This is a genomic window from Snodgrassella sp., from assembly GCF_024103505.1.
In the GTDB taxonomy this organism is placed as follows: Bacteria; Pseudomonadota; Gammaproteobacteria; order Burkholderiales; family Neisseriaceae; genus Snodgrassella; species Snodgrassella communis.
Window position 1 is genome coordinate 119003 of record NZ_JAGGIJ010000005.1, and the last position, 19357, is coordinate 138359.

Here is a 19357-nt window from a genome sequence, read left to right on the forward strand (position 1 = left end):
TAATTTATTATCCAGCCTGATTTCATTAATAAAGTACATGTTTCTGACTTATAAATAAAACAGAAATATGTACTTTATACTGGATTTTATCTGCTTAAACCTTTTCATTTGACTTGCATCAAAACACTTAAAAGCAAAGAGATTATAATGAATTCACTTTGATTGGTTTCCTCTTGATGTGTGTGTTTAAGTGTGGTGTTCAGCCACACTTTTTTTTTATTTTTAATTTGTATTTTTTAACATAATTATTCAATAGCTAATGATTCAAGATTTTTGCAGTCGGACAATTGTGAAGCTGAAAAATTCAATACCACTTTGTCTGATTGTGGCTGATAATCAATAACCACACTACCGCCTTCGCTTAAACGCCCGAACAGTAGCTCATCTGCCAGTAACTTACGAATCCGCTCCTGAATCAAACGATGCATCGGTCGAGCACCCAGTGCTACATCAAAACCATGTTTGGCCAGATAAATACGTAAGGCCGGCGTAAACTCGGCCACCACCTGTTTAGCCAGTAGCTGATGCTCCAGCGCCAGCAAAAATTTATCCACCACTTTAGCAATTATTTCTTCATTTAGTGCTTTAAACGGCACAATGGCATCAAGGCGATTACGAAATTCGGGAGTAAAGGTTTTTTCAATCATAGCCAGACTATCTGATTGCTCACGCACGCCGGTAAAACCCAGATTGTGTTTAGCCAGTTCAGCAGCTCCTGCATTGGTAGTCATGATCACAATTACATTGCGAAAATCTGCACTCCGACCATTATTATCAGTAAGTCTGGCATAATCCATCACCTGCAATAGCACATTGAACACATCTGGGTGTGCTTTTTCAATTTCATCCAGCAGCAACACACAATATGGCTGTTTATTGACCGCGTCTGTCAAAAGACCGCCCTGTTCATAACCAACATAGCCCGGTGGCGAACCAATCAGGCGTGAAACGGCATGTCGCTCCATATATTCCGACATATCAAAACGCAGTAGTGGCAAATCCAGCAACTGTGCCAACTGCCTAGCCACTTCAGTTTTACCGACACCCGTAGGGCCTGCAAACAAAAAACTGCCAATTGGTTTATCTGCCTGTTTCAGGCCGGAACGCGCCATTTTTATCGAAGCAGCCAACACCTCAATAGCCTGATCTTGTCCGAACACTTTGGCTTTCAGATTATCTGCCAGAAAACGCAGCACTTGCTTATCGTCATGCGACACCGTTTTTTCCGGTATACGTGCCACTTTAGCAATTATCGCCTCAATTTCTGCCCGTCCGATAACTTTACGCTGTTTGGATTTAGGCTGTATTTTCTGTGCCGCAGCAGCTTCATCGATAATATCAATAGCCTTGTCAGGTAAGAATCGCTCATTGATATAACGTGCAGACAATTCAGCAGCAGCCTGCAATGCCGCACGGGTATATCGCACCTGATGGAATTGCTCAAATGCCGGACGTAATCCCTGCAATATCTGTACAGTTTCCGGCACAGATGGTTCTACCACATCTATCTTCTGAAAGCGCCGGCTCAAGGCATGGTCTTTATCAAAAATAGTACGATACTCGTGATAGGTCGTTGCACCTATGCAGCGCATGCTACCCTTAGCCAGAGCGGGTTTAAGCAGATTTGAGGCATCCATCGTACCGCCAGACACACTGCCAGCACCAATAATGGTATGAATTTCATCAACAAACAATACAGCTTTGTCCAGTTCACTTAATTCCTTGATAACGGCTTTCAGCCGTGCCTCAAAATCTCCCCGATATTTGGTACCGGCCAGCAAAGCGCCCATATCCAGCGAAAAAACCACGGAACCTTTAATCGATTCAGGCACCTTATCATGTACCAGCAAATATGCCAGCCCTTCTGCCAGAGCGGTTTTACCAACCCCTGCCTCACCCACAAGCAAAGGATTATTCTTGCGTCGCCGGCACAAAGTTTGAATCAGGCGTTGCATTTCCTCACTTCGGCCAATCAATGGATCAATCCGGCCAGCCAGTGCTTCCAGATTCAGATTTACCGTATAGAGATCTAAAGCTTTTACTTCTGGCTTGGTTGCTTCATTATCATTACTCGGTTCAGTATCTTTATCTTGAGTAAGATTAGGATTGCCCAGAGTTAGGTAACGCAATACATCCAAACGATTTACCGACTGTGATTCCAGAAAATACACCGCAAAACTATCTTTTTCCGACATAATAGCCACAAGTACATCTACTGGCGTTACCTCTCCTTTTGCCTGTGCTGCCCGTACATGTACAATAGCTTGTTGCAAAACGCGCTGAAAACCAAGTGTTGGCTGCAATTCTGATTTTTCCCGCTCACTTTCCGACAACACTGGAGTATTTTCGCGAATATTTTGCTGTAATTGTTTGATCAATAAGCTATTATCTACACCTACAGCCTGCAACACTTCACTTACATCGTTACTTTGCTGCAACAGGCCGAGCAGTAAATGTTCGATACCAATAAATTCAAAAGCCTGACTACGCGCCTCGGCATAAACATACTGCAAAATTTTTTCAAGCTGTGCCGAAATCATATTCGACCTCCTAGCAAAGTATCGTCATCAATTATGACTATAACAAAATTCAGTCATTTGCATAAACATGAAGCATAGATGATAAAGTTCAAGTTGCATCTGACCCATATGGCATTTCAATTTCAGAACACTGTACTTAAATCAGCAATTTCAGGCCTCTTCAACTAGGCATTGCAGTGGAAAGCCGGCCGCCTCTGCTCGCAACATTACCTGATTGCATTTGGTCTCGGCGATATCCTTCTGAAACACACCGCACACCCCGCGGCCAGACTCATGCACCATCAGCATAATGGCAATGGCTTGCGTGTGTGGTAAATGGAATACATCTGTCAACACCTCCACCACAAATTCCATTGGCGTATAATCATCATTTAACAATACCACTTTATAGCGTTTTGGCGGCTTTAACATGGTTTTCTGGTTCTGGCTAACAGTTTGTGTATTCGTATTTGACATTGTGTACAAATCTACATTTATCTGTGGGTTTTTAGTAACGGTTGTAATAATTTTATCATTTTTCAGTAAGCTTGCTTGACGTTAGTTCTTAACCTATGTAAAAAGACTACTTAACAAGTCAGACACAGGCTGCCAGACAAACTGTCGTACAGTCGTTCACTATTTTTTTGGTCCTGCTGTGTCGCAAACTTGTTCTTTATTTTGTTTTTTATGTATAGGAAGTTTCATGGCAACTGGTATTGTTAAATGGTTTAACGACGCTAAAGGTTTTGGTTTTATCACTCCAGATGAAGGTGGCGAAGATTTGTTTGCTCACTTCTCTGCAATTAACATGAATGGTTTCAAAACCTTGAAAGAAGGTCAACGTGTATCTTTTGACGTGACCACAGGTCCAAAAGGTAAACAAGCGGCTAACATTCAGGCAGCTTAATCTTAGCCGGTTGTCCGGTTAGTATCAGAATAGCGGCAGATGCCGCTATTTTCTGTTTGGTACAGGAAATACATTCACACCATTACCTGCAACTTGCTACTCAGCCAAACCATATGCATCAAATAGAAATATTTAGCCAGTCGTATGAATTTTCGGGTAGTGCAGGTTCAATCATGCTTAAAAAGACTATCTGATTGCATCAGATGCATTTAGCTGGCTTTTGCCAACATTCTTTGTTTACACAGTTCGAATTTATAGCTTTTTTTGTTTTAGCCACCAGATAAGTGCCGGCCTGTTTTTCAGGTTATCAATAATTGAGTTAAAAAGATTTGGATAACCTGATATAGATTACTATAAGTTAGCTGATTTATTCACGTGCAACCAAGAGCATATGTTAATCCGCTTACTTATACCAAAGGAATCAATAATTTACTCTATCTGTGCAGTATAGAAAATTGGACAAAGAGTAAAGCTCCGAGAAGAGTTTTTAAAAACTTAATTTTTTTCTTCATCTCTGGCTATGGATGCGTCAAATTCTTTTTTTCCTTTTTGATTCGCTCAACAATGGCATTGTAATCAGTCCCTTCCAAATATGCCGGTGCCAGCTGAGGATTCATTGAGTAAATTAACATAGTAATGTCTGATATATGCCCTAATGCGCAAGCACATACATATACAGTTAGATCTGGATAAAAGTTGTATTTTCGCTGAAGATCTTGAGCGAATTGATCAATATTAGCAAATAGTTGATTTGCTCGCATACTGATTTCAGTTAACTGTTCCAGCTGAATTTCTGTTTTATCCGTGTTGTTTACCAATGATGATTAATTACACCGCCAAGTAAGTCAACAATACTTTATCCTCGGCAATGATTATATGTAGCCCAATATTGATGATATGTTATATCAGGCATTATACCTGTGATATACAATACATATTAAGATATACATCGTCAAATTAGGAGTCTGATATTAAGGGTATTCAGCATTGAAAAACCTTAAATAATCAGCGCAATTAAGCTTTTAACATGATAATTTATAAAATAATAATATTTTATAATACAAATTGTGTGGTAATAACGTAAGCTAAGTTCCAAGGTTCTTGCCCATTTTTTATTTATTATTAATAAGGTAAAACAGTTTGGGTATTTTTAAGATAAGTTGTGAATTAAATTTTTGTACTTACCTAGTCCAGCCAGCAAACGAAGCAACTAAATCTACTACACCATAATAAAAAAGATACATTTTAATTGAGCACAGCTCATTAGCCAAAAAAATATAGCGCAACCACTGGTTACGCTATATTTAGAATTGGTGCCGGCACCAAGAGTCGAACTCGGGACCTTCTGATTACAAGTCAGCTGCTCTACCAACTGAGCTATGCCGGCTAAGGAGATGCGCATTATGCGCAATTAAATTCGATTGCGCAAGCTTTTTTTTTAATTTTTTTTGGATTGAGCAATAAACTGCTGTTTCATTGGTTAATTAAATTATTCAAGCTTTGGCTTACGAGTGACAAACTATAACTATTTTTTATACCGCCATATACTATAATGCAGAGTTTTGTTTATTTAATGGGGAGTATCGGATTGGGACACCAATTTAAACTTGCGCTTGCTGGCGCACAAATCCTGTTTGTTGCATTTGGTGCCATGGTTCTGGTACCGCTGCTAACGGGGCTGAATCCTGCACTGGCATTGATGGGTGCTGGTATTGGTACTTTATTATTTCAAATCTGTACTAAACGCAAGGTACCGATTTATCTGGGTTCTTCGTTTGCATTTATTGCCCCGATTATTTATGCCATGCAGGAATGGGGACTGGCTTCTACCATGTTTGGTCTGTTTGCTGCCGGCTTTATGTATTTTGTGTTTGCTGCATTGATTAAATGGCGCGGGCTGGCTTCGGTACACCGTTTGCTGCCACCAGTGGTTATTGGGCCGGTAATTATGGTGATTGGACTATCAGTAGCAGTGGTGGCCAGTAATATGGCCATGGGCAGATCAGGTGATATACAGGTGGTGGATTACACTCATTCGCTGTTTTTGTCCGGTTTTACATTTGCTGTAACAGTGATTGTAACGGTATTTGGCAGCAAAATGATGCGTTTGATTCCCATTCTAATTGGTGTGGCCGCAGGTTATATCATGGCTTTGTTAACTGGAATGGTGGATACCAGTGCGATGGCGGCAGCGCCATGGTTTGCCCTACCTCATTTTGCTACACCACAAGTTAACTGGCAGGCTGCGCTATTTATGCTGCCGGTAGCCATTGCTCCGACTATTGAGCATATCGGCGGGATTATGGCCATTGGCAAGGTAACTGGGCATGATTATGTAAAAGAGCCCGGTTTGCATCGCACTTTGGCCGGTGATGGTTTGGGCGTGTGTATTGCCGGTTTGATTGGTGGCCCTCCAGTGACAACCTATGGCGAAGTAACTGGTGCTGTAATGATTACTAAAAACAGTAATCCAGTAATCATGACATGGGCAGCTGTATTTGCGATTTTTATGGCTTTCTTTGGTAAGTTTAATGCATTTCTTAGTTCCATCCCGCTGCCAGTGATGGGTGGCATTATGTTGCTTCTGTTTGGTACGATTGCTTCATTAGGTTTGAAAACACTGATTGATGCCAGAGTGGACTTGATGGAACCGCGTAATCTGGTTATTGTAAGTTCCGTATTGGTTGTGGGTGTTGGGGGCATGGTAGTCAAAATTGGTACTATGGCTTTTGCTGGTGTGGGCTTATGTGCCTTACTGGCGATAGTACTGAATTTATTGTTGCCATCCAAATCGTCTTCTCAGACTTGAATAGTCTCCTTTTAGAATTTATTACAAAATCGCAGTTGCTTAGGCTCTGCGATTTTTTTCGGTATACTGTGATTAAAGAATATATTATGATTTTTTGAATGAGTAAATAATTGACTTATTCTGATATTTCAAAGTGCCAATATGAGTAAGTTTATTGCCCTCAATAGGTTGAGACCAATTATTCAATTATAAAACAATAATCTAATCCAAACATTGCTACTATCAGATTAATCTTACATTGATTAAATCATTATTCGCAGAAACCAACAATTTGTTTTAAAATAGCTTCATGCTGAGCTTTTGTTACCCATCCACCTGAATTACTCAGGAATATTGGATGGCATTTTTAATTATAGCTGCTTCAGCAAATTATATATGGCAGCAAGAATTCCATGTCACATACCACCTATCAGTTAAAACCGCATGAACGCCCCATGATGGCAGGTTCGCCCTCGTTCCCAGACCATCCGTGGCAACGGCGTGTCTGCTATGGCATCATCGGTGTACTTGTGGGTTTAACTGCCGGATTTACCAATGGCATGATGCTGGCCAATATTCCGCAGATGCAAGGTTATCTGGGGCTAACACCCGAACAGGGTGGCTGGATACAAGTATCCTATTACATGTTCAGTGCCATTATCAGCGTATTATTATTCAAAATCCGCCAGAATTTCGGCCTACCGCGGTATGTCAGTTACATTATTCTGGGGCTGATACTGACCAATAGCCTACAGTTTTTTTTCCATAGCTACCATATGGAATTAATCGCCCGGGGCATGAGCGGACTGGTAGGTGGCAGCTTAAACAGCATGGCCATGTATTACATGATGCAGGCCATGCCAACCATTCATCGCGGTAAAGGCATGATACTCGGACTGGGGCTAACTCAGCTTAGTCAGCCGCTAGCAAGATTCATCTCTCCCCTATTGTTACAATACGAACAATTTCAGCTTATATTCAGTTTTCAGTTAGGAATGGCTCTTCTGGTATGCGCAGCAGTATGGCTATTACCTATTCCTTCCGGCTATCTAGAAAAATCATTTGAAAAAATTGACCTCATCAGCTTTCCCTTATTGGCTGCCGGCATTGCATTTATTTCTGCCGGTGCGGTACAGGGAAGAATTGTCTGGTGGGACAAAGACTGGATTGGCTGGCTTTTTGTAGCTGGCGTTGTGTGCTGTATGCTCGCTGTTATCATCGAATACAATCGCAAACGGCCAATGCTTGATATCAAATGGATGATGCACACCAACGGAATGCTTCAAATCCTGATTTTCGGTTCCCTGATTCGAGTAGCCCTATCCGAGCAAAATATGGGTGCAGCCGGTTTAATGACTGTATTAGGTCTGAGTAACGACCAAATGATGCATTTTTATGCAGTCACTTCCTGTGGTGCAGCGCTAGGTCTGATTACCAGCGTACTCACATTCAAACCTACCGATATTAAATTACCTCTGGTCATTTCGTTTGCCATCATTGCCGTGGCCAGTTTTATGGAAGTAGGACAAAACCAGTGGTCAAGGCCGATTAATTTCTACATTCCAGAATTTATGATTGCTTTCGCCTCTTTGTTTTTCTTCGGGCCTGTAATGATGGAGGGACTGATTAGAGCTATCTCAAAAGACTCAGTATACATCATGAGTTTTTCCGCAGTATTCGGTTTTTCTCAGACTGTTGGCGGACTGATTGGTTCAGCCCTGCTTAATGCATTTATCACTATTCGGACACGCGTACATTTAATCAATAGTGCCGATGGCTCCTATCTTACAGACCCGCAGATTAACCATTTAATCCAGCAAAATGCACTTGCCAGCGAGCGTTTCAGCTTCGACAGCACATGGAATCACGCCTATGGTGTCAGCAAACTGATTCAGCAGGATACCATGCTGGCACAAATAGCTGCCTACAATGACTTATTTGTCGCAGTTGGTATGGGTTCATTAATCTGTTTTCTCGTTGTCGGCGCACATCGCTGGTGGCATCAGATACATGGCACCAACCCCATCGGGCACGAACTGAGAAACTATGCAGCAGCCCGCCAACGTGCGATGCAGCAAGAACCAAAACAATAACATAGAGGATAATAATGACTAACATAGAGCAAAAAAGCGTTGAACAACCTTCAGAAACAGACCAGAAGCAGACTGAAAAACCACAATCATCAGCATCCATACAGCCAGTCGATAATCAGGCTGATTCAAATCAGCCCGCAGATAATGCTGCACCGGCAGAAAAAGAAAATCCATCGCCAGCCCAGACAGTAGCCAGCCAATGGCAACCTCCGAAACGCAAATGGTTTGTTACTGCCATACTGGTACTGATATTAATGCTCGGTATTCTGATGATTTTACGCGCCTGGAAATTACCACCATTTCGCAGTGCTATAGTCTCTACCGATAATGCCTACATACGCGGTCAAACCACAATCATCAGCCCGCAGGTCACTGGATACGTGACTAAAGTATATGTGCAGGATTTTGACGACGTTAAAGCCGGCCAGCCATTAATTCAGATTGATGACCGCATTTATAAACAAAAAGTTGCTGCGGCTGAAGCCGGAATTGGTCTGCAAGACAGCAGTCTGGCCAATTATGAGCAAAACCGCCGCAGTAAAGAAGCCACACTGGCAGCACGGGCAGCGGATATTGCCAACGCCCAAGCTCAACTGGAAAAAGCACAGGCAGACATGGCGCGTGTCAACATACTGGTAGCCGATGGCTCGTTGTCTTTACGTGAGCGTGACCAGACTCGTGCTGCATTGAAACAGGCTCAGACCGGCGTAACACAGGCCAAAGCACAATATCGGATTGCTCAGGAAGAACTGAAAAGTACTCAAGTCAACAAAAGCGGTCTGAAAGCGAACGTCGATAATGCACATGCGCAACTGGGGCTGGCGCAGATTGACCTATCCAATACAGTTGTGCGAGCACCAGAGAATGGCCGCTTAAGTGAAATCACGGTTAAAAACGGCCAGCTTGTTAACGCGGGCACACAATTAATGTTTCTGGTACCGCCACGCAAATGGGTTGTAGCCAATTTCAAGGAAGCACAAACAGCCAATATTCGCGTTGGCCAGCCAGCTTGGTTTACTGTAGATGCACTTAATGGCGCCAAAATCAGCGGTACAGTGGAAAAAATCTCTCCAGCAGCCGGTAGTGAATTTTCTGCTATCAAGCCGGATACCACCACAGGTAACTTCGTTAAAGTACCACAGCGTATTGCCGTACGTATCCGCATTGATAACCATAATGAACTTTTTGAGCGTTTGCGCCCGGGCATGTCTGTGGTAGTGAATATTGACACCACCAGAGTAAGAACATGAAAACACCCTTAGTGAAACTATTGGCACTGACAGCACTAGCCATCAGCGTAAATGGCTGTATTCCACGCATTCCCGCTATCCCAGCAACAGCACGGGTAGAGACACCTGCACAATGGCATGAACACTATCCTCAAACAATACAAAATATAGATGCACAATGGTGGACACAGCTGAATGATCCGGTTTTAAATCAGCTTATCAACGAAGCCCTTATCAATAACGTCGATATTGCTCTGGCACAAGCGCGGATCCAAGAGGCTCTGGCTCTGGAACATGCCTCGCGTGCCTCATTGTTACCCAGTATCAATGCCAGTGGTGGTACCACCCGGCAAAAAAGCCTGAATGCTTTTGGCGTAGCGAACATTACCAGAGTTGAACAGCCTACTTTTCAGGCTGCCTATGAACTGGATATATTTGGTAAAAATCGTAATACATTTCAAGCCAGCCGCCTGAGCCGGCAGGCTACCGAAATGGCAGCATCAGCTACCCGCATCAGCGTCATTACCACCACAGTCAAATCTTATATTACCCTGCGTGCTCTGGATGAAAAACTGAATCTGCTGCAAAAAACACTGAACGCACGGCAGCGTGAACTCAGAATTGCCGAGTCTAAGGCCAACGTCGGTTATACCTCACAACTTGAACTTAATCAGGCACAGGCTGAATATGCGGCTACGCTGCAACAGATTCCAGTGATTCAATCCAGTATCAGTCAGCAGGAACACGCACTCAGTATGTTGATAGGCAGTGATAGCCGAATTATCGAACGAGGCTTATCTTTGTCTGAACTGCATGCACCGGCCATTCCCGCCATGCTGCCCTCCGATCTGATGAAAAACCGCCCGGATATCGTACAGTCATCATTATTACTGGCCGCCAGTGACGCCAATCTGGCCTCAGCACAGGCAGAGTTTTTTCCATCAGTAAAAATCAGCGCCACATTTGGCCGCGTGTTTTCTACTGCTCCCATTAAAGAACCGGTTAATATATGGAGTATAGGCGGCAGCGTACTGGCACCCATCTTCGAAGGCGGAAAAATACACGCCAATTTTGACCTGAATGTCGCTAAACGGAACGAAGCAGCTTGGAATTATCGTAAAACCGTGTTGACTGCGCTGAAAGAAGTCGAAGACCAACTTTCCAGCAGCTACCACTTGCAGCAACAGGAACAGGCTCTGGAAATGGAACGTGCAGCGCTAGCCAATGCCCTGCACCACGCAACCAATCGCTACCGTAGCGGCTATTCTCCCTATCTGGATGTTTTAGACAGCCAGCGTAATCTGCTTAGTGTAGAAAGCCAGCTTATTCAAAGCAAAGCCGATTATCTAACCTCACAAGTTTCCCTCTATCAGGCTCTAGGTGGCGGCTGGACAATAGTAAAAAAATCTCAATATCAATAAGCCCTGATTAATATATCAATACATTCTTAACAGGAAGCTGCACACCAACATCTTCAAAAAATAGCTTGGCAGTACCTGCTGATTCGTTACCTGATCAGTATGTTAAAATAGCTTTGTTTCCCGTATCCAGTTTTGCAGTTTTATTATGTCTATTGATTCAGAACACATTGACCGGCTCTTACCTCAGACACAGTGCAGGCAATGTGGTTATCAGGGATGTTTGCCGTATGCACAGGCGTTAAGCCGAGGAGAAGCTGCGATTAATCTGTGCACCCCGGGTGGCACCACCGTTATCATGGATCTGGCAAAATTACTGAATAAGTCTGTTCTGCCTCCAGCCGATCCGTTCAAAGCGCAGCAACCCAAAGCAATAGCATTGATTGATGAAGCAGAATGTATCGGCTGCACTGCCTGCATCAAAGCCTGTCCGGTTGATGCTATTCTGGGCGCAACTAAGCAAATGCACACCGTAATCAGCAATGAATGCAGCGGATGTGAATTATGCATTGAGCCCTGTCCGGTAGACTGTATCACTATGCAGCCAGTACAAGAACACTGGCTGCCACGTGCCCGACAATTGGCCAACAAACAGCAGGACGAACGTTTTGCCGCTGCCACACAGGCTAAGGTACGTTTTCAACATCGCACAGCCCGTCTGCAACGCTTACAGCACCAGAAAGAACAGCAACTACATGCACACCGCCTGCAAAAAACAGCAATAACAGCTACATCTTCAACCAAATCAGCCAGTAGCATCAATTCGGCTGCACTGATTGCCAAAGCTATGGCCAAAGCTCAAACCCAGCAGTTACAACGACGTGTTCCTGACAATCAAGAATCATTCCAGCAACAACAAATTGCCAAAGCTCAGGAGCAAGCAGGCTATCGCCGCGCGATGCGTGATTTACAATATGGTAGTGAGCAACAGAAAGCCGATGCACTCACTTGGTTACGTTTATATAAACAACAGCATGAACCCCAGCAATAATATATTTAGCCTGATAAAATTAAAAAAAATAATAAACTTACAAGTTATAATCGAAATTAATTAACAACCCAAACTAATGAAATTCAAAAAATGAAAAAGCTAAAATTGATTCTGACTTGCATAACCACCCTGCTGGTGCTTAATGCCTGTACTTCTGCACACAAGCCCAATACCAGATACTTATCCGGCAACTGGCAAATTCGTACCCTGAACGGCGAACCCACGCCTGATGCGTCTGCGCGCATTCGTTTTGATCCTAAAACCCATCAATACTTTGCTTACTTTGGTTGCAACCAAATAAGTGGTACTTATCACGATTCTAATCATACTTTGCGCTTAAGCCAGCCTGCTGGTATCAACAAATTGTGTGCCAATATCGAAGATGAACGCACCGGTACTGGCACACTTGGTTTTGTTGACTCATGGCGCATAGTTAATGACAATATTGGTATGCGTCTGCAATTACTGGATAAAAATAATTATGTTCGAGTTGAAGCACGTTTAGTCCAAGAAACTGAAAACAAAAATAAATAAATCTCTTCAACACCAGTAACTCATTACAGACAGTCAAAGCCGCTGATTTCATCGTATTGAAAAAGTTATCCCAACAAAAAAGCCACATTATTACCATGTGGCTTTTTCTCTAGCTTATAACATTAATGCGGAGCAATCATATCTTCTGGAATGACCCATTTATCAAATTCTTCTGCCGTCAGAAATCCAAGCTCAATTGCGGCCTGTTTCAGACTGGTGTTTTGTGCATAAGCGGTTTTAGCAATCTTAGCTGCTTTTTCATAGCCAATATGACGGTTAAGTGCAGTAACCAGCATCAGAGAATGATGCAAATTGGCATCAATCTTTTCCCGTACTGGCTCAATGCCTACTGCACAGCGCAAATTAAAACTGTTGCATGCATCTGCCAGCAAACGCACTGATTGCAGAACATTAAACACCAGCACCGGCATAAACACATTTAGTTCAAAATTACCGGAAGCACCTGCGACAGTAATCGTTGTATCATTACCCATCACTTGAGCAGCTACCATCGTCATCGCCTCACACTGTGTTGGATTTACTTTACCCGGCATAATACTTGAACCGGGCTCATTGGCCGGAATAGTAATTTCACCTATACCGCAGCGTGGACCACTGGCCAGCCAGCGGATGTCATTGGCAATCTTGTTCAGACTTACGGCCAGCGTTTTCAGGCTGCCTGAAGCAAATACCACCGCATCACGCCCGCCGAGAGCTTCAAATTTGTTAGGTGCAGTAACAAACGGCAAACCAGTCAGTTCTGCCAGTTTTGCCGCAGCTTTTTCTGCATATAGAGGATGACTGTTCAGCCCCGTACCCACGGCAGTGCCACCTAGTGGCAACTCATAAAGCCAGTGCAATGCCTGCTGCAAGCGTGCCAGCCCATGATCTAGCTGGCTAACATAACCGCTAAATTCCTGTCCCAGTGTTAATGGTGTTGCATCCTGTAAATGAGTGCGACCAATCTTAACAATATCTTTAAAATCCTCAGCTTTTGCAGCCAGCGTATCCCGTAAAGCCTGCACAGTAGGAATCAGATGCTGGTTAATCTGAATGGCCGTAGCCACATGAATGGCTGCCGGAAATGAATCATTGGTAGACTGTGCATGATTAACATGATCATTCGGATGCACCGGTTGATAACTGCCACGTGGCTGGCCAGCGATTTCATTAGCGACATTGGCCAGAACTTCATTCATATTCATATTGCTCTGAGTGCCAGAACCAGTTTGCCATACTACTAATGGAAACTGATCAGCAAGCTCGCCAGCCAGAACACGTTCAGCTGCCTGCACAATCAGACTGGCACATTCATCACTGATGCGTCCAAGCTGCTGATTGGTTAATGCTGCTGCTTTTTTAACCAAAGCCATTGCCTGAATCATGGCTGGAGGCAAAGTTTCGCCACCAATGTCAAAATTTTGCAGGCTACGCTGAGTTTGCGCACCCCAATAAACATTTTCAGATACAGCGATTTCACCCATGCTGTCATGTTCAATACGTGTATTCATACCGTCTCCATAATAGCGTGCACATTAATATTCAAATTCAAAACAATAATGTACACACCAGTCAGACATTAATTACATTCCCAAAATCTCTGGAAAATATTTCATCCACATTACCATTAAAACAGACTGAATTGTGCAGTGACTCAATCAACCTCACCGCCAATTTATTGCATTTATAAACATATATTAAAATAAGAACAATATTTTGCCATCAAATTTATTATAATTTACCGACATATACCAATATAGATATATATTGTACAACCGAAACACACAATCAGCATTCAGATATCCCGCTCTCTCATATAGATCTGAACGAAAATAACAATATTCAAACCAGTTTGTGGCAAAATATAAAACTGGTAAACAACACAAGCATAAACAATGGATATAGCCTTTCAGTTTTCAGCATTACTGGCATTAGGCATGGGTGCACAATGGCTGGCTTGGTATCTGAAACAACCGTCCGTACTGTTTTTGCTGTTTACCGGCATCATAATTGGTCCTGTACTGGGCTGGTTTCAACCGGATGCAGTAATGGGAAACATGCTTTTTCCCTGCATCTCACTGGGTGTAGCAATTATTCTGTTTGAAGGTGCCCTTACCCTGCAATTTCATGAAATCAGCCAGCATGGCCGTGTCGTGCAAAATCTGGTCACATTAGGCGCATTAATAACCATCATCGTATTATCACTGGCTGCACACTGGCTGTTTAAACTGGATTTGCGCGTGGCTTTACTGTTTGGTGCCCTTGTTTGCGTTACCGGCCCGACAGTGATTGCACCGATGCTGCGCAGCGTGCGTCCGCGCACTCAAATTGCCAACATCTTACGCTGGGAAGGAATTATTATCGATCCGATTGGCGCCATAGCTGTAGTGCTGGTATACGAATACATCGTTTCCAATGGCCACGAAAACTCACTGCTACTTTTCAGCAAAATTGTGCTTGTGGCCATCATCTGCGGTGGTTTGGGTGCTGTGTTTCTGGCCAATGCCATCAAGCGCTACTGGTTGCCCGAATACATGCGCAATGTAGTGACCTTTGCTTTTGTGCTCACTGTATTTTCCGTATCCAATTATCTGGAAAGCCAGTCCGGTCTGTTAACCGTTACCATCTTGGGGCTGGCACTGGCCAACTGGCCACAATTCCCCCGACAAAGCATACTGGCCTTTAACGAATCCCTCACCCTGTTATTTATTCCCACCCTGTTTATTATTCTGGCTGCGCGCATGGATGTGGCTGCTTTACTGGGTCTGGGCTGGCGTGGATTGGCCTTATTATGCATCGCCATGTTTGTTGCCCGCCCTCTGGCCGTATGGTTTTCATCCATTAATTCCGGTTTAAACGTACAGGAAAAGTTGATGATAAGCTGGATTGGACCACGTGGTATTGTTGCCGCATCCATTGCCTCATTGTTTGCACTGCGCCTGCAAAACCAGCATTTAGCCGGCACTGAGCTATTAGCACCCATGGTTTTTCTGATTATTATTGGTACAGTGCTGATTCAAGGCTTGGGTGCAAAAACCGTAGCCAGCTTACTCAAAGTGCGTGAACCAGGCAATAATGGCGTACTAATAGTAGGCAGCAATGAAGTTGCCCTTATGCTGGCCAATACCCTCAAACAACTGAATATTGATGTGCTAGTAGCCGATTATCACTATGTCCAGATTGCTCGCGCACGCATGCAAGGGCTACGAACCTATTTTGGCAATCCCGTTTCAGAAAACGCGCAAACTCAGCTAGACCTGATTGGTATTGGCCATCTGTTTGCCGTGAGCCGTGATAAAGAACTGAATACCTTATGTGAGCTACAGTTTCGGCATGAATTTGGTGAACAGAATATTTACCGCATCCGTTTTGCCGAAGAGCAGGATTTAACTTCCCGCGCACAAAAACAGCATCAGTACGTATTCCGCCAACTGTTTGAAAAAGATGTCACCTTCAGCAGACTGGAAAACATGCTCAACAAACAGGCAAGGATTAGAATTACCAATATTACAGCTACCTATGATTATCAACAATACTGCCACGATCATCCGCAGGCAATACCCCTGTTTCTTCAGGATAAAAACAATACCCTATCTATCATCAGTACTGAATTTCAGCCTGCTACGGCGATTGGCAAAAGACTGATTGCGCTGGATTATTAGCAAAGAACAACAGCAGCCTATGTTTTGAAAATACAGCTGTAACTCACTATCAGCAAATACAAATTCAGAAAATAATATTAAGTAAACAAGTATTTAAATTAAATTTAATAACCATATTTACACGAAAATCATTTTCACCATACCAATATGAGCATGATAGGTACTATTAATTCTGCTCATGCAATATCGATTCAAAAGCTTTCAGACGTTTATGAATGGATAAAAGCTCAATAATAGTTTTCCAAGAATTAATCAGATACTGAAAAGATTCACGCACATTATTAAACACATTAATAATCTGATTAATCAACCCCAGAGTCATCGTGCCAGCTGCAATAGAAGGTGTTAACACAAACAGACCAAACAGCCCGTCTAATTGTAGATACCAAGTACTCACCATATTGAAATAGGCATAGTGGAAATACAAGCGATAATAATTCACCCGCACCCGCTCAAAAAGCTGTTGCAAGGTAGCAGGCCGGGCGCGCTCACCATAATCTTCCCCATAGACCAGTTCCTTACGGTAGGCGGCTTCCACTTTCTGATTATTGTATTGAAGACCAGGCAGCTTAATACCCACAGCCATCAGCAATACCGTACCAAACAATGACCAACCCAATGCCGCCCATACCAGCGAATATTTAACTTCACCAATCAGTGGTAATACTGGTACATGGCTGGATAGCTGAAACAGAATCGGTAAGAACGCAATCAACACCATAACGGCTCGTACCAAACTCACACTCAGCTCTTCCACAATCGTGGCAAAGCGCATGGTATCTTCCTGAACACGCTGGGAAGCCCCCTCAACAGTACGTAATTTTGGCCAGTGGTCGATATAATACTGATTCATGGCTGTACGCCAGCGAAATACATAATGGCTGACAAAAAAAGCATTCAGCATAATCACAGTCACCGCCACCATCGCAATCAGTAAAAATGTGAGCATATTCTGATAAATATGATTGATTGACCCACCACCACTACCGAGCATCTTCTGAATCATGTCCCAGAACGGACCATACCAAGCATTGATGGTTACATTTACCTGCACATTAAACCAGATATTGAACAAAATTAAGGCCGAACCCCATATTGACCACCGTTGCCACGGATGCCGTGCTATCACTGACCAGAAAACCGCAAAAATGGTTGTCGCCAGTACAAACCAGATATAAAACCATAAAAATGCAGGTGACCAGAAACGCGACAGACCAACAGCCAAAGGCTTGTCAGCATAGCCAGGTGACCAGCCAAACCATTCACCTGCTGCTTTACCGCCCGCATACCAGAGAAAAATATTCAGACCAATCCACAATATGGCGGACAGGAAAAACCAACGTGGCTTTGGGAAAAATGACTGAAACACAATACCATCCTGATAAAATGACTGCCGGTTGAAAGACAAAATATTTATGGTTTCAAACTATGTCAGCTATTGTTGTCTTCTGTCACAATGCTTACACAACCAGACTAATTGTAAAGCAGCTATTAAATAGTTACTTTTATACAAAGTCAATTAATATAATCTAATTCTGGTAAGGTCTGATTTCGTCAAGCGGCAAATCCTGATAATCAAAAATATTCAAATCTGTATCAATCACCTGAATTTTTTTACGCGGGATAAAATCTGTTGATAAAACAGAATGTGTATTTAACTCATTGACTTTCTCAATACCCATCCAATCGTGAATTAAATAATAATTATCCTCAGTAGGATATACCTCCTTATATTCACCTGTCTTTCTACTATTATCGGGCACTTTTGGGCTATACCAGATAAATTGCGGCACATCTAGCCCCTCTTTAGTTGGATGCACAACAGCATGTGTATAATCTATCTGCCCCCGTTTAATCTTAATAGTTTGCCCATGGTCTGAAAAGTACAATAATGAGGCTTTTTTATTGCGTAAATGATTAAAAATTTCTCCCAATATTTTATCGGTAAAATGAATAGAATTATCATAACAGTCTTCTATTGAAGAGCGCCCATTCTTAAATACCTGTTCACTTTCCGGATACCTTGTACATGCATTTTTATGACTACCATTTATGTGCAGAATAATCAGTTTTTTTTCAACACCATTCTCATTCAATATTTTTATAAATCTGGGCAGTAAAGTATCATCATATCCATCATTCAACCATTCCTTGTTCTCTGCCGCATTTGCAATAGCTGTAATTAATGTTTCATATTTATTAATTTTACCCTGCCTACTTAACCAGTAAGTTTTAAAACCAGCCTGAGCAGCCAGATTTACTATATTATCGTTCAGCTTATCAATACCTTTGTCATTTATCGTTCTTTTGCTTAAAACATTTGGCACCACCATCAATGTTACCGGAGCCGGAGCAACTGCTTGTTTAAAAATAAATAAATTTGTACGCTCTTTGTCAATATTGGGTGTAGTTAATCTGGAATAACCATAAAGACTTAAATTCGCACGTCTGGCTGATTCACCTATCACCACCACATAAGTATCTATATCGGTTTCTTTACGTTGCAATTCATATACCGTTTGCTGCCCAGCTACCGTTTTAAGAACATGCATGTCCTTATAAGCACGCGAAAATATGGCAAAATTATTCAATCCAGTATAAGGCCATACTTTTTCTCCTAAATCAAAATTGTCTTGACTGAGTCTACCTTTAGCAATCTGCTCTAATGCTTTAAGCGGTATAGCAGCTATAAATATGATTACAATAATTTTAAGAACCGGCAAAGATAAAATCTGTGTTGCAGTTTTAATGAGTACAATTAACAAAATAAACATGAACATTAAACACAAGACCACATGCCAGTAAGAATACAGAAACTCTATCGCTTCACTGGTATTGGAAGCTAACATAGTAATAGCAAGCTCTGCATTAAAATGACAATGATATATCTGAAACATTATCAGCGATATACCAGTATTAAAACACCAGAGAAATAACAATAAGATTGAGAAAATACGCGTAACCCTGCTTTTCCATAACAGAATTAACAGACTAAAATAACCAACTGTCGCAAAATATAAACCAATCTGATAAATGACGGAGTAACTTGAGGTACCAAGGACAGATAAGCCACAAAAAACGAGCAACAATAAAATGACAAATATATTAACAACTAACTTCAATGCTACTTCCCCGATGATATAAAAATAAAGAATTAAATTTTAATCAAATAGCATAGAGATATAGTAATTGTCTATTAAACGGCTTAAATTATAC

Annotated in this window: 14 protein-coding genes and 1 tRNA gene; 8 read left to right on the plus strand and 7 right to left on the minus strand. The window is 42.4% G+C overall.

Annotated features, from left to right (window positions below; genetic code table 11):
* Window positions 1-245: 245 nt before the first annotated feature.
* Together clpA and clpS are read right to left on the minus strand one after the other, a co-directional pair.
* The gene (clpA, locus tag J6578_RS06730; protein WP_239365111.1) at window positions 246-2540 is read right to left on the minus strand and encodes an ATP-dependent Clp protease ATP-binding subunit ClpA; all 2295 of its coding nucleotides are present in this window, start codon (window positions 2538-2540) and stop codon (window positions 246-248) included.
* Window positions 2541-2690: 150 nt separating this feature from the next.
* Window positions 2691-2996 (minus strand): ATP-dependent Clp protease adapter ClpS, encoded by a 306-nt coding sequence (gene clpS / locus J6578_RS06735; RefSeq protein WP_093091701.1) that lies wholly within the window; start codon window positions 2994-2996, stop codon window positions 2691-2693.
* Between the two features lie 226 nt (window positions 2997-3222).
* On the opposite strand from clpS, the gene J6578_RS06740 reads away from it, so the two are divergent.
* Entirely contained in the window at window positions 3223-3426 is a 204-nt protein-coding gene (locus tag J6578_RS06740) for a cold-shock protein (RefSeq protein ID WP_025330479.1), read from the plus strand.
* 518 nt (window positions 3427-3944) lie between these two features.
* Here the strand turns inward: J6578_RS06740 and J6578_RS06745 are convergent.
* Together J6578_RS06745 and J6578_RS06750 are read right to left on the minus strand one after the other, a co-directional pair.
* Complete coding sequence (locus J6578_RS06745; protein ID WP_239403125.1) at window positions 3945-4187, minus strand: hypothetical protein; 243 nt, start codon at window positions 4185-4187, stop codon at window positions 3945-3947.
* 550 nt (window positions 4188-4737) lie between these two features.
* Window positions 4738-4813 (minus strand) — tRNA-Thr (locus J6578_RS06750).
* 201 nt (window positions 4814-5014) lie between these two features.
* Here J6578_RS06750 and J6578_RS06755 point away from each other — a divergent pair.
* From J6578_RS06755 to J6578_RS06780, 6 genes are all read left to right on the plus strand, one after another.
* On the plus strand, window positions 5015-6235 hold the full coding sequence (locus J6578_RS06755; protein WP_371807098.1) for a uracil-xanthine permease family protein: 1221 nt from the start codon (window positions 5015-5017) through the stop codon (window positions 6233-6235).
* Between the two features lie 392 nt (window positions 6236-6627).
* The gene (locus J6578_RS06760) at window positions 6628-8307 is read left to right on the plus strand and encodes an MFS transporter (RefSeq protein ID WP_093091697.1); all 1680 of its coding nucleotides are present in this window, start codon (window positions 6628-6630) and stop codon (window positions 8305-8307) included.
* Window positions 8308-8321: 14 nt separating this feature from the next.
* Entirely contained in the window at window positions 8322-9557 is a 1236-nt protein-coding gene (locus J6578_RS06765) for an HlyD family secretion protein (RefSeq protein ID WP_287951265.1), read from the plus strand.
* Entirely contained in the window at window positions 9554-10957 is a 1404-nt protein-coding gene (locus tag J6578_RS06770; RefSeq protein ID WP_287954168.1) for an efflux transporter outer membrane subunit, read from the plus strand. Before J6578_RS06765 ends, J6578_RS06770 begins: the two co-directional genes overlap by 4 nt.
* A 145-nt stretch (window positions 10958-11102) precedes the next feature.
* Window positions 11103-11945, plus strand: coding sequence for an RnfABCDGE type electron transport complex subunit B (locus J6578_RS06775; RefSeq protein WP_287954169.1), 843 nt, complete (start codon window positions 11103-11105; stop codon window positions 11943-11945).
* A 90-nt stretch (window positions 11946-12035) separates the two neighbouring features.
* Window positions 12036-12479 carry an META domain-containing protein gene (locus tag J6578_RS06780; protein ID WP_287954170.1) on the plus strand — a complete coding sequence of 148 codons (444 nt, stop codon included), beginning with the start codon at window positions 12036-12038 and terminating at the stop codon, window positions 12477-12479.
* A 122-nt stretch (window positions 12480-12601) separates the two neighbouring features.
* Here the strand turns inward: J6578_RS06780 and fumC are convergent, their stop codons facing one another.
* A complete protein-coding gene (fumC, locus tag J6578_RS06785) occupies window positions 12602-13990 on the minus strand; it encodes a class II fumarate hydratase (protein ID WP_287954171.1) in 1389 nt (462 codons plus the stop codon).
* Window positions 13991-14374: 384 nt separating this feature from the next.
* Here fumC and J6578_RS06790 point away from each other — a divergent pair, with 384 nt between their 5' ends.
* The gene (locus tag J6578_RS06790) at window positions 14375-16141 is read left to right on the plus strand and encodes a cation:proton antiporter (protein ID WP_287954172.1); all 1767 of its coding nucleotides are present in this window, start codon (window positions 14375-14377) and stop codon (window positions 16139-16141) included.
* 166 nt (window positions 16142-16307) lie between these two features.
* Here J6578_RS06790 and sbmA read toward each other — a convergent pair whose 3' ends face one another.
* Together sbmA and J6578_RS06800 are read right to left on the minus strand one after the other, a co-directional pair.
* A complete protein-coding gene (sbmA, locus tag J6578_RS06795; RefSeq protein ID WP_239365129.1) occupies window positions 16308-17510 on the minus strand; it encodes a peptide antibiotic transporter SbmA in 1203 nt (400 codons plus the stop codon).
* Between the two features lie 160 nt (window positions 17511-17670).
* A complete protein-coding gene (locus J6578_RS06800) occupies window positions 17671-19263 on the minus strand; it encodes a phosphoethanolamine transferase (RefSeq protein WP_287954173.1) in 1593 nt (530 codons plus the stop codon).
* Between the last annotated feature and the right edge of the window lie 94 nt (window positions 19264-19357).

Excerpts from the sequence above, each read along its gene's own strand:
- fumC (WP_287954171.1), bottom strand. The coding sequence starts at position 13,990 with ATGAATACACGTATTGAACATGACAGCATGGGTGAAATCGCTGTATCT.
- J6578_RS06770 (WP_287954168.1), top strand. The coding sequence starts at position 9,554 with ATGAAAACACCCTTAGTGAAACTATTGGCACTGACAGCACTAGCCATC.
- J6578_RS06740 (WP_025330479.1), top strand. The coding sequence starts at position 3,223 with ATGGCAACTGGTATTGTTAAATGGTTTAACGACGCTAAAGGTTTTGGT.
- J6578_RS06790 (WP_287954172.1), top strand. The coding sequence starts at position 14,375 with ATGGATATAGCCTTTCAGTTTTCAGCATTACTGGCATTAGGCATGGGT.
- J6578_RS06775 (WP_287954169.1), top strand. The coding sequence starts at position 11,103 with ATGTCTATTGATTCAGAACACATTGACCGGCTCTTACCTCAGACACAG.
- J6578_RS06745 (WP_239403125.1), bottom strand. The coding sequence starts at position 4,187 with ATGCGAGCAAATCAACTATTTGCTAATATTGATCAATTCGCTCAAGAT.
- J6578_RS06760 (WP_093091697.1), top strand. The coding sequence starts at position 6,628 with ATGTCACATACCACCTATCAGTTAAAACCGCATGAACGCCCCATGATG.
- clpS (WP_093091701.1), bottom strand. The coding sequence starts at position 2,996 with ATGTCAAATACGAATACACAAACTGTTAGCCAGAACCAGAAAACCATG.
- J6578_RS06780 (WP_287954170.1), top strand. The coding sequence starts at position 12,036 with ATGAAAAAGCTAAAATTGATTCTGACTTGCATAACCACCCTGCTGGTG.
- clpA (WP_239365111.1), bottom strand. The coding sequence starts at position 2,540 with ATGATTTCGGCACAGCTTGAAAAAATTTTGCAGTATGTTTATGCCGAG.
- J6578_RS06765 (WP_287951265.1), top strand. The coding sequence starts at position 8,322 with ATGACTAACATAGAGCAAAAAAGCGTTGAACAACCTTCAGAAACAGAC.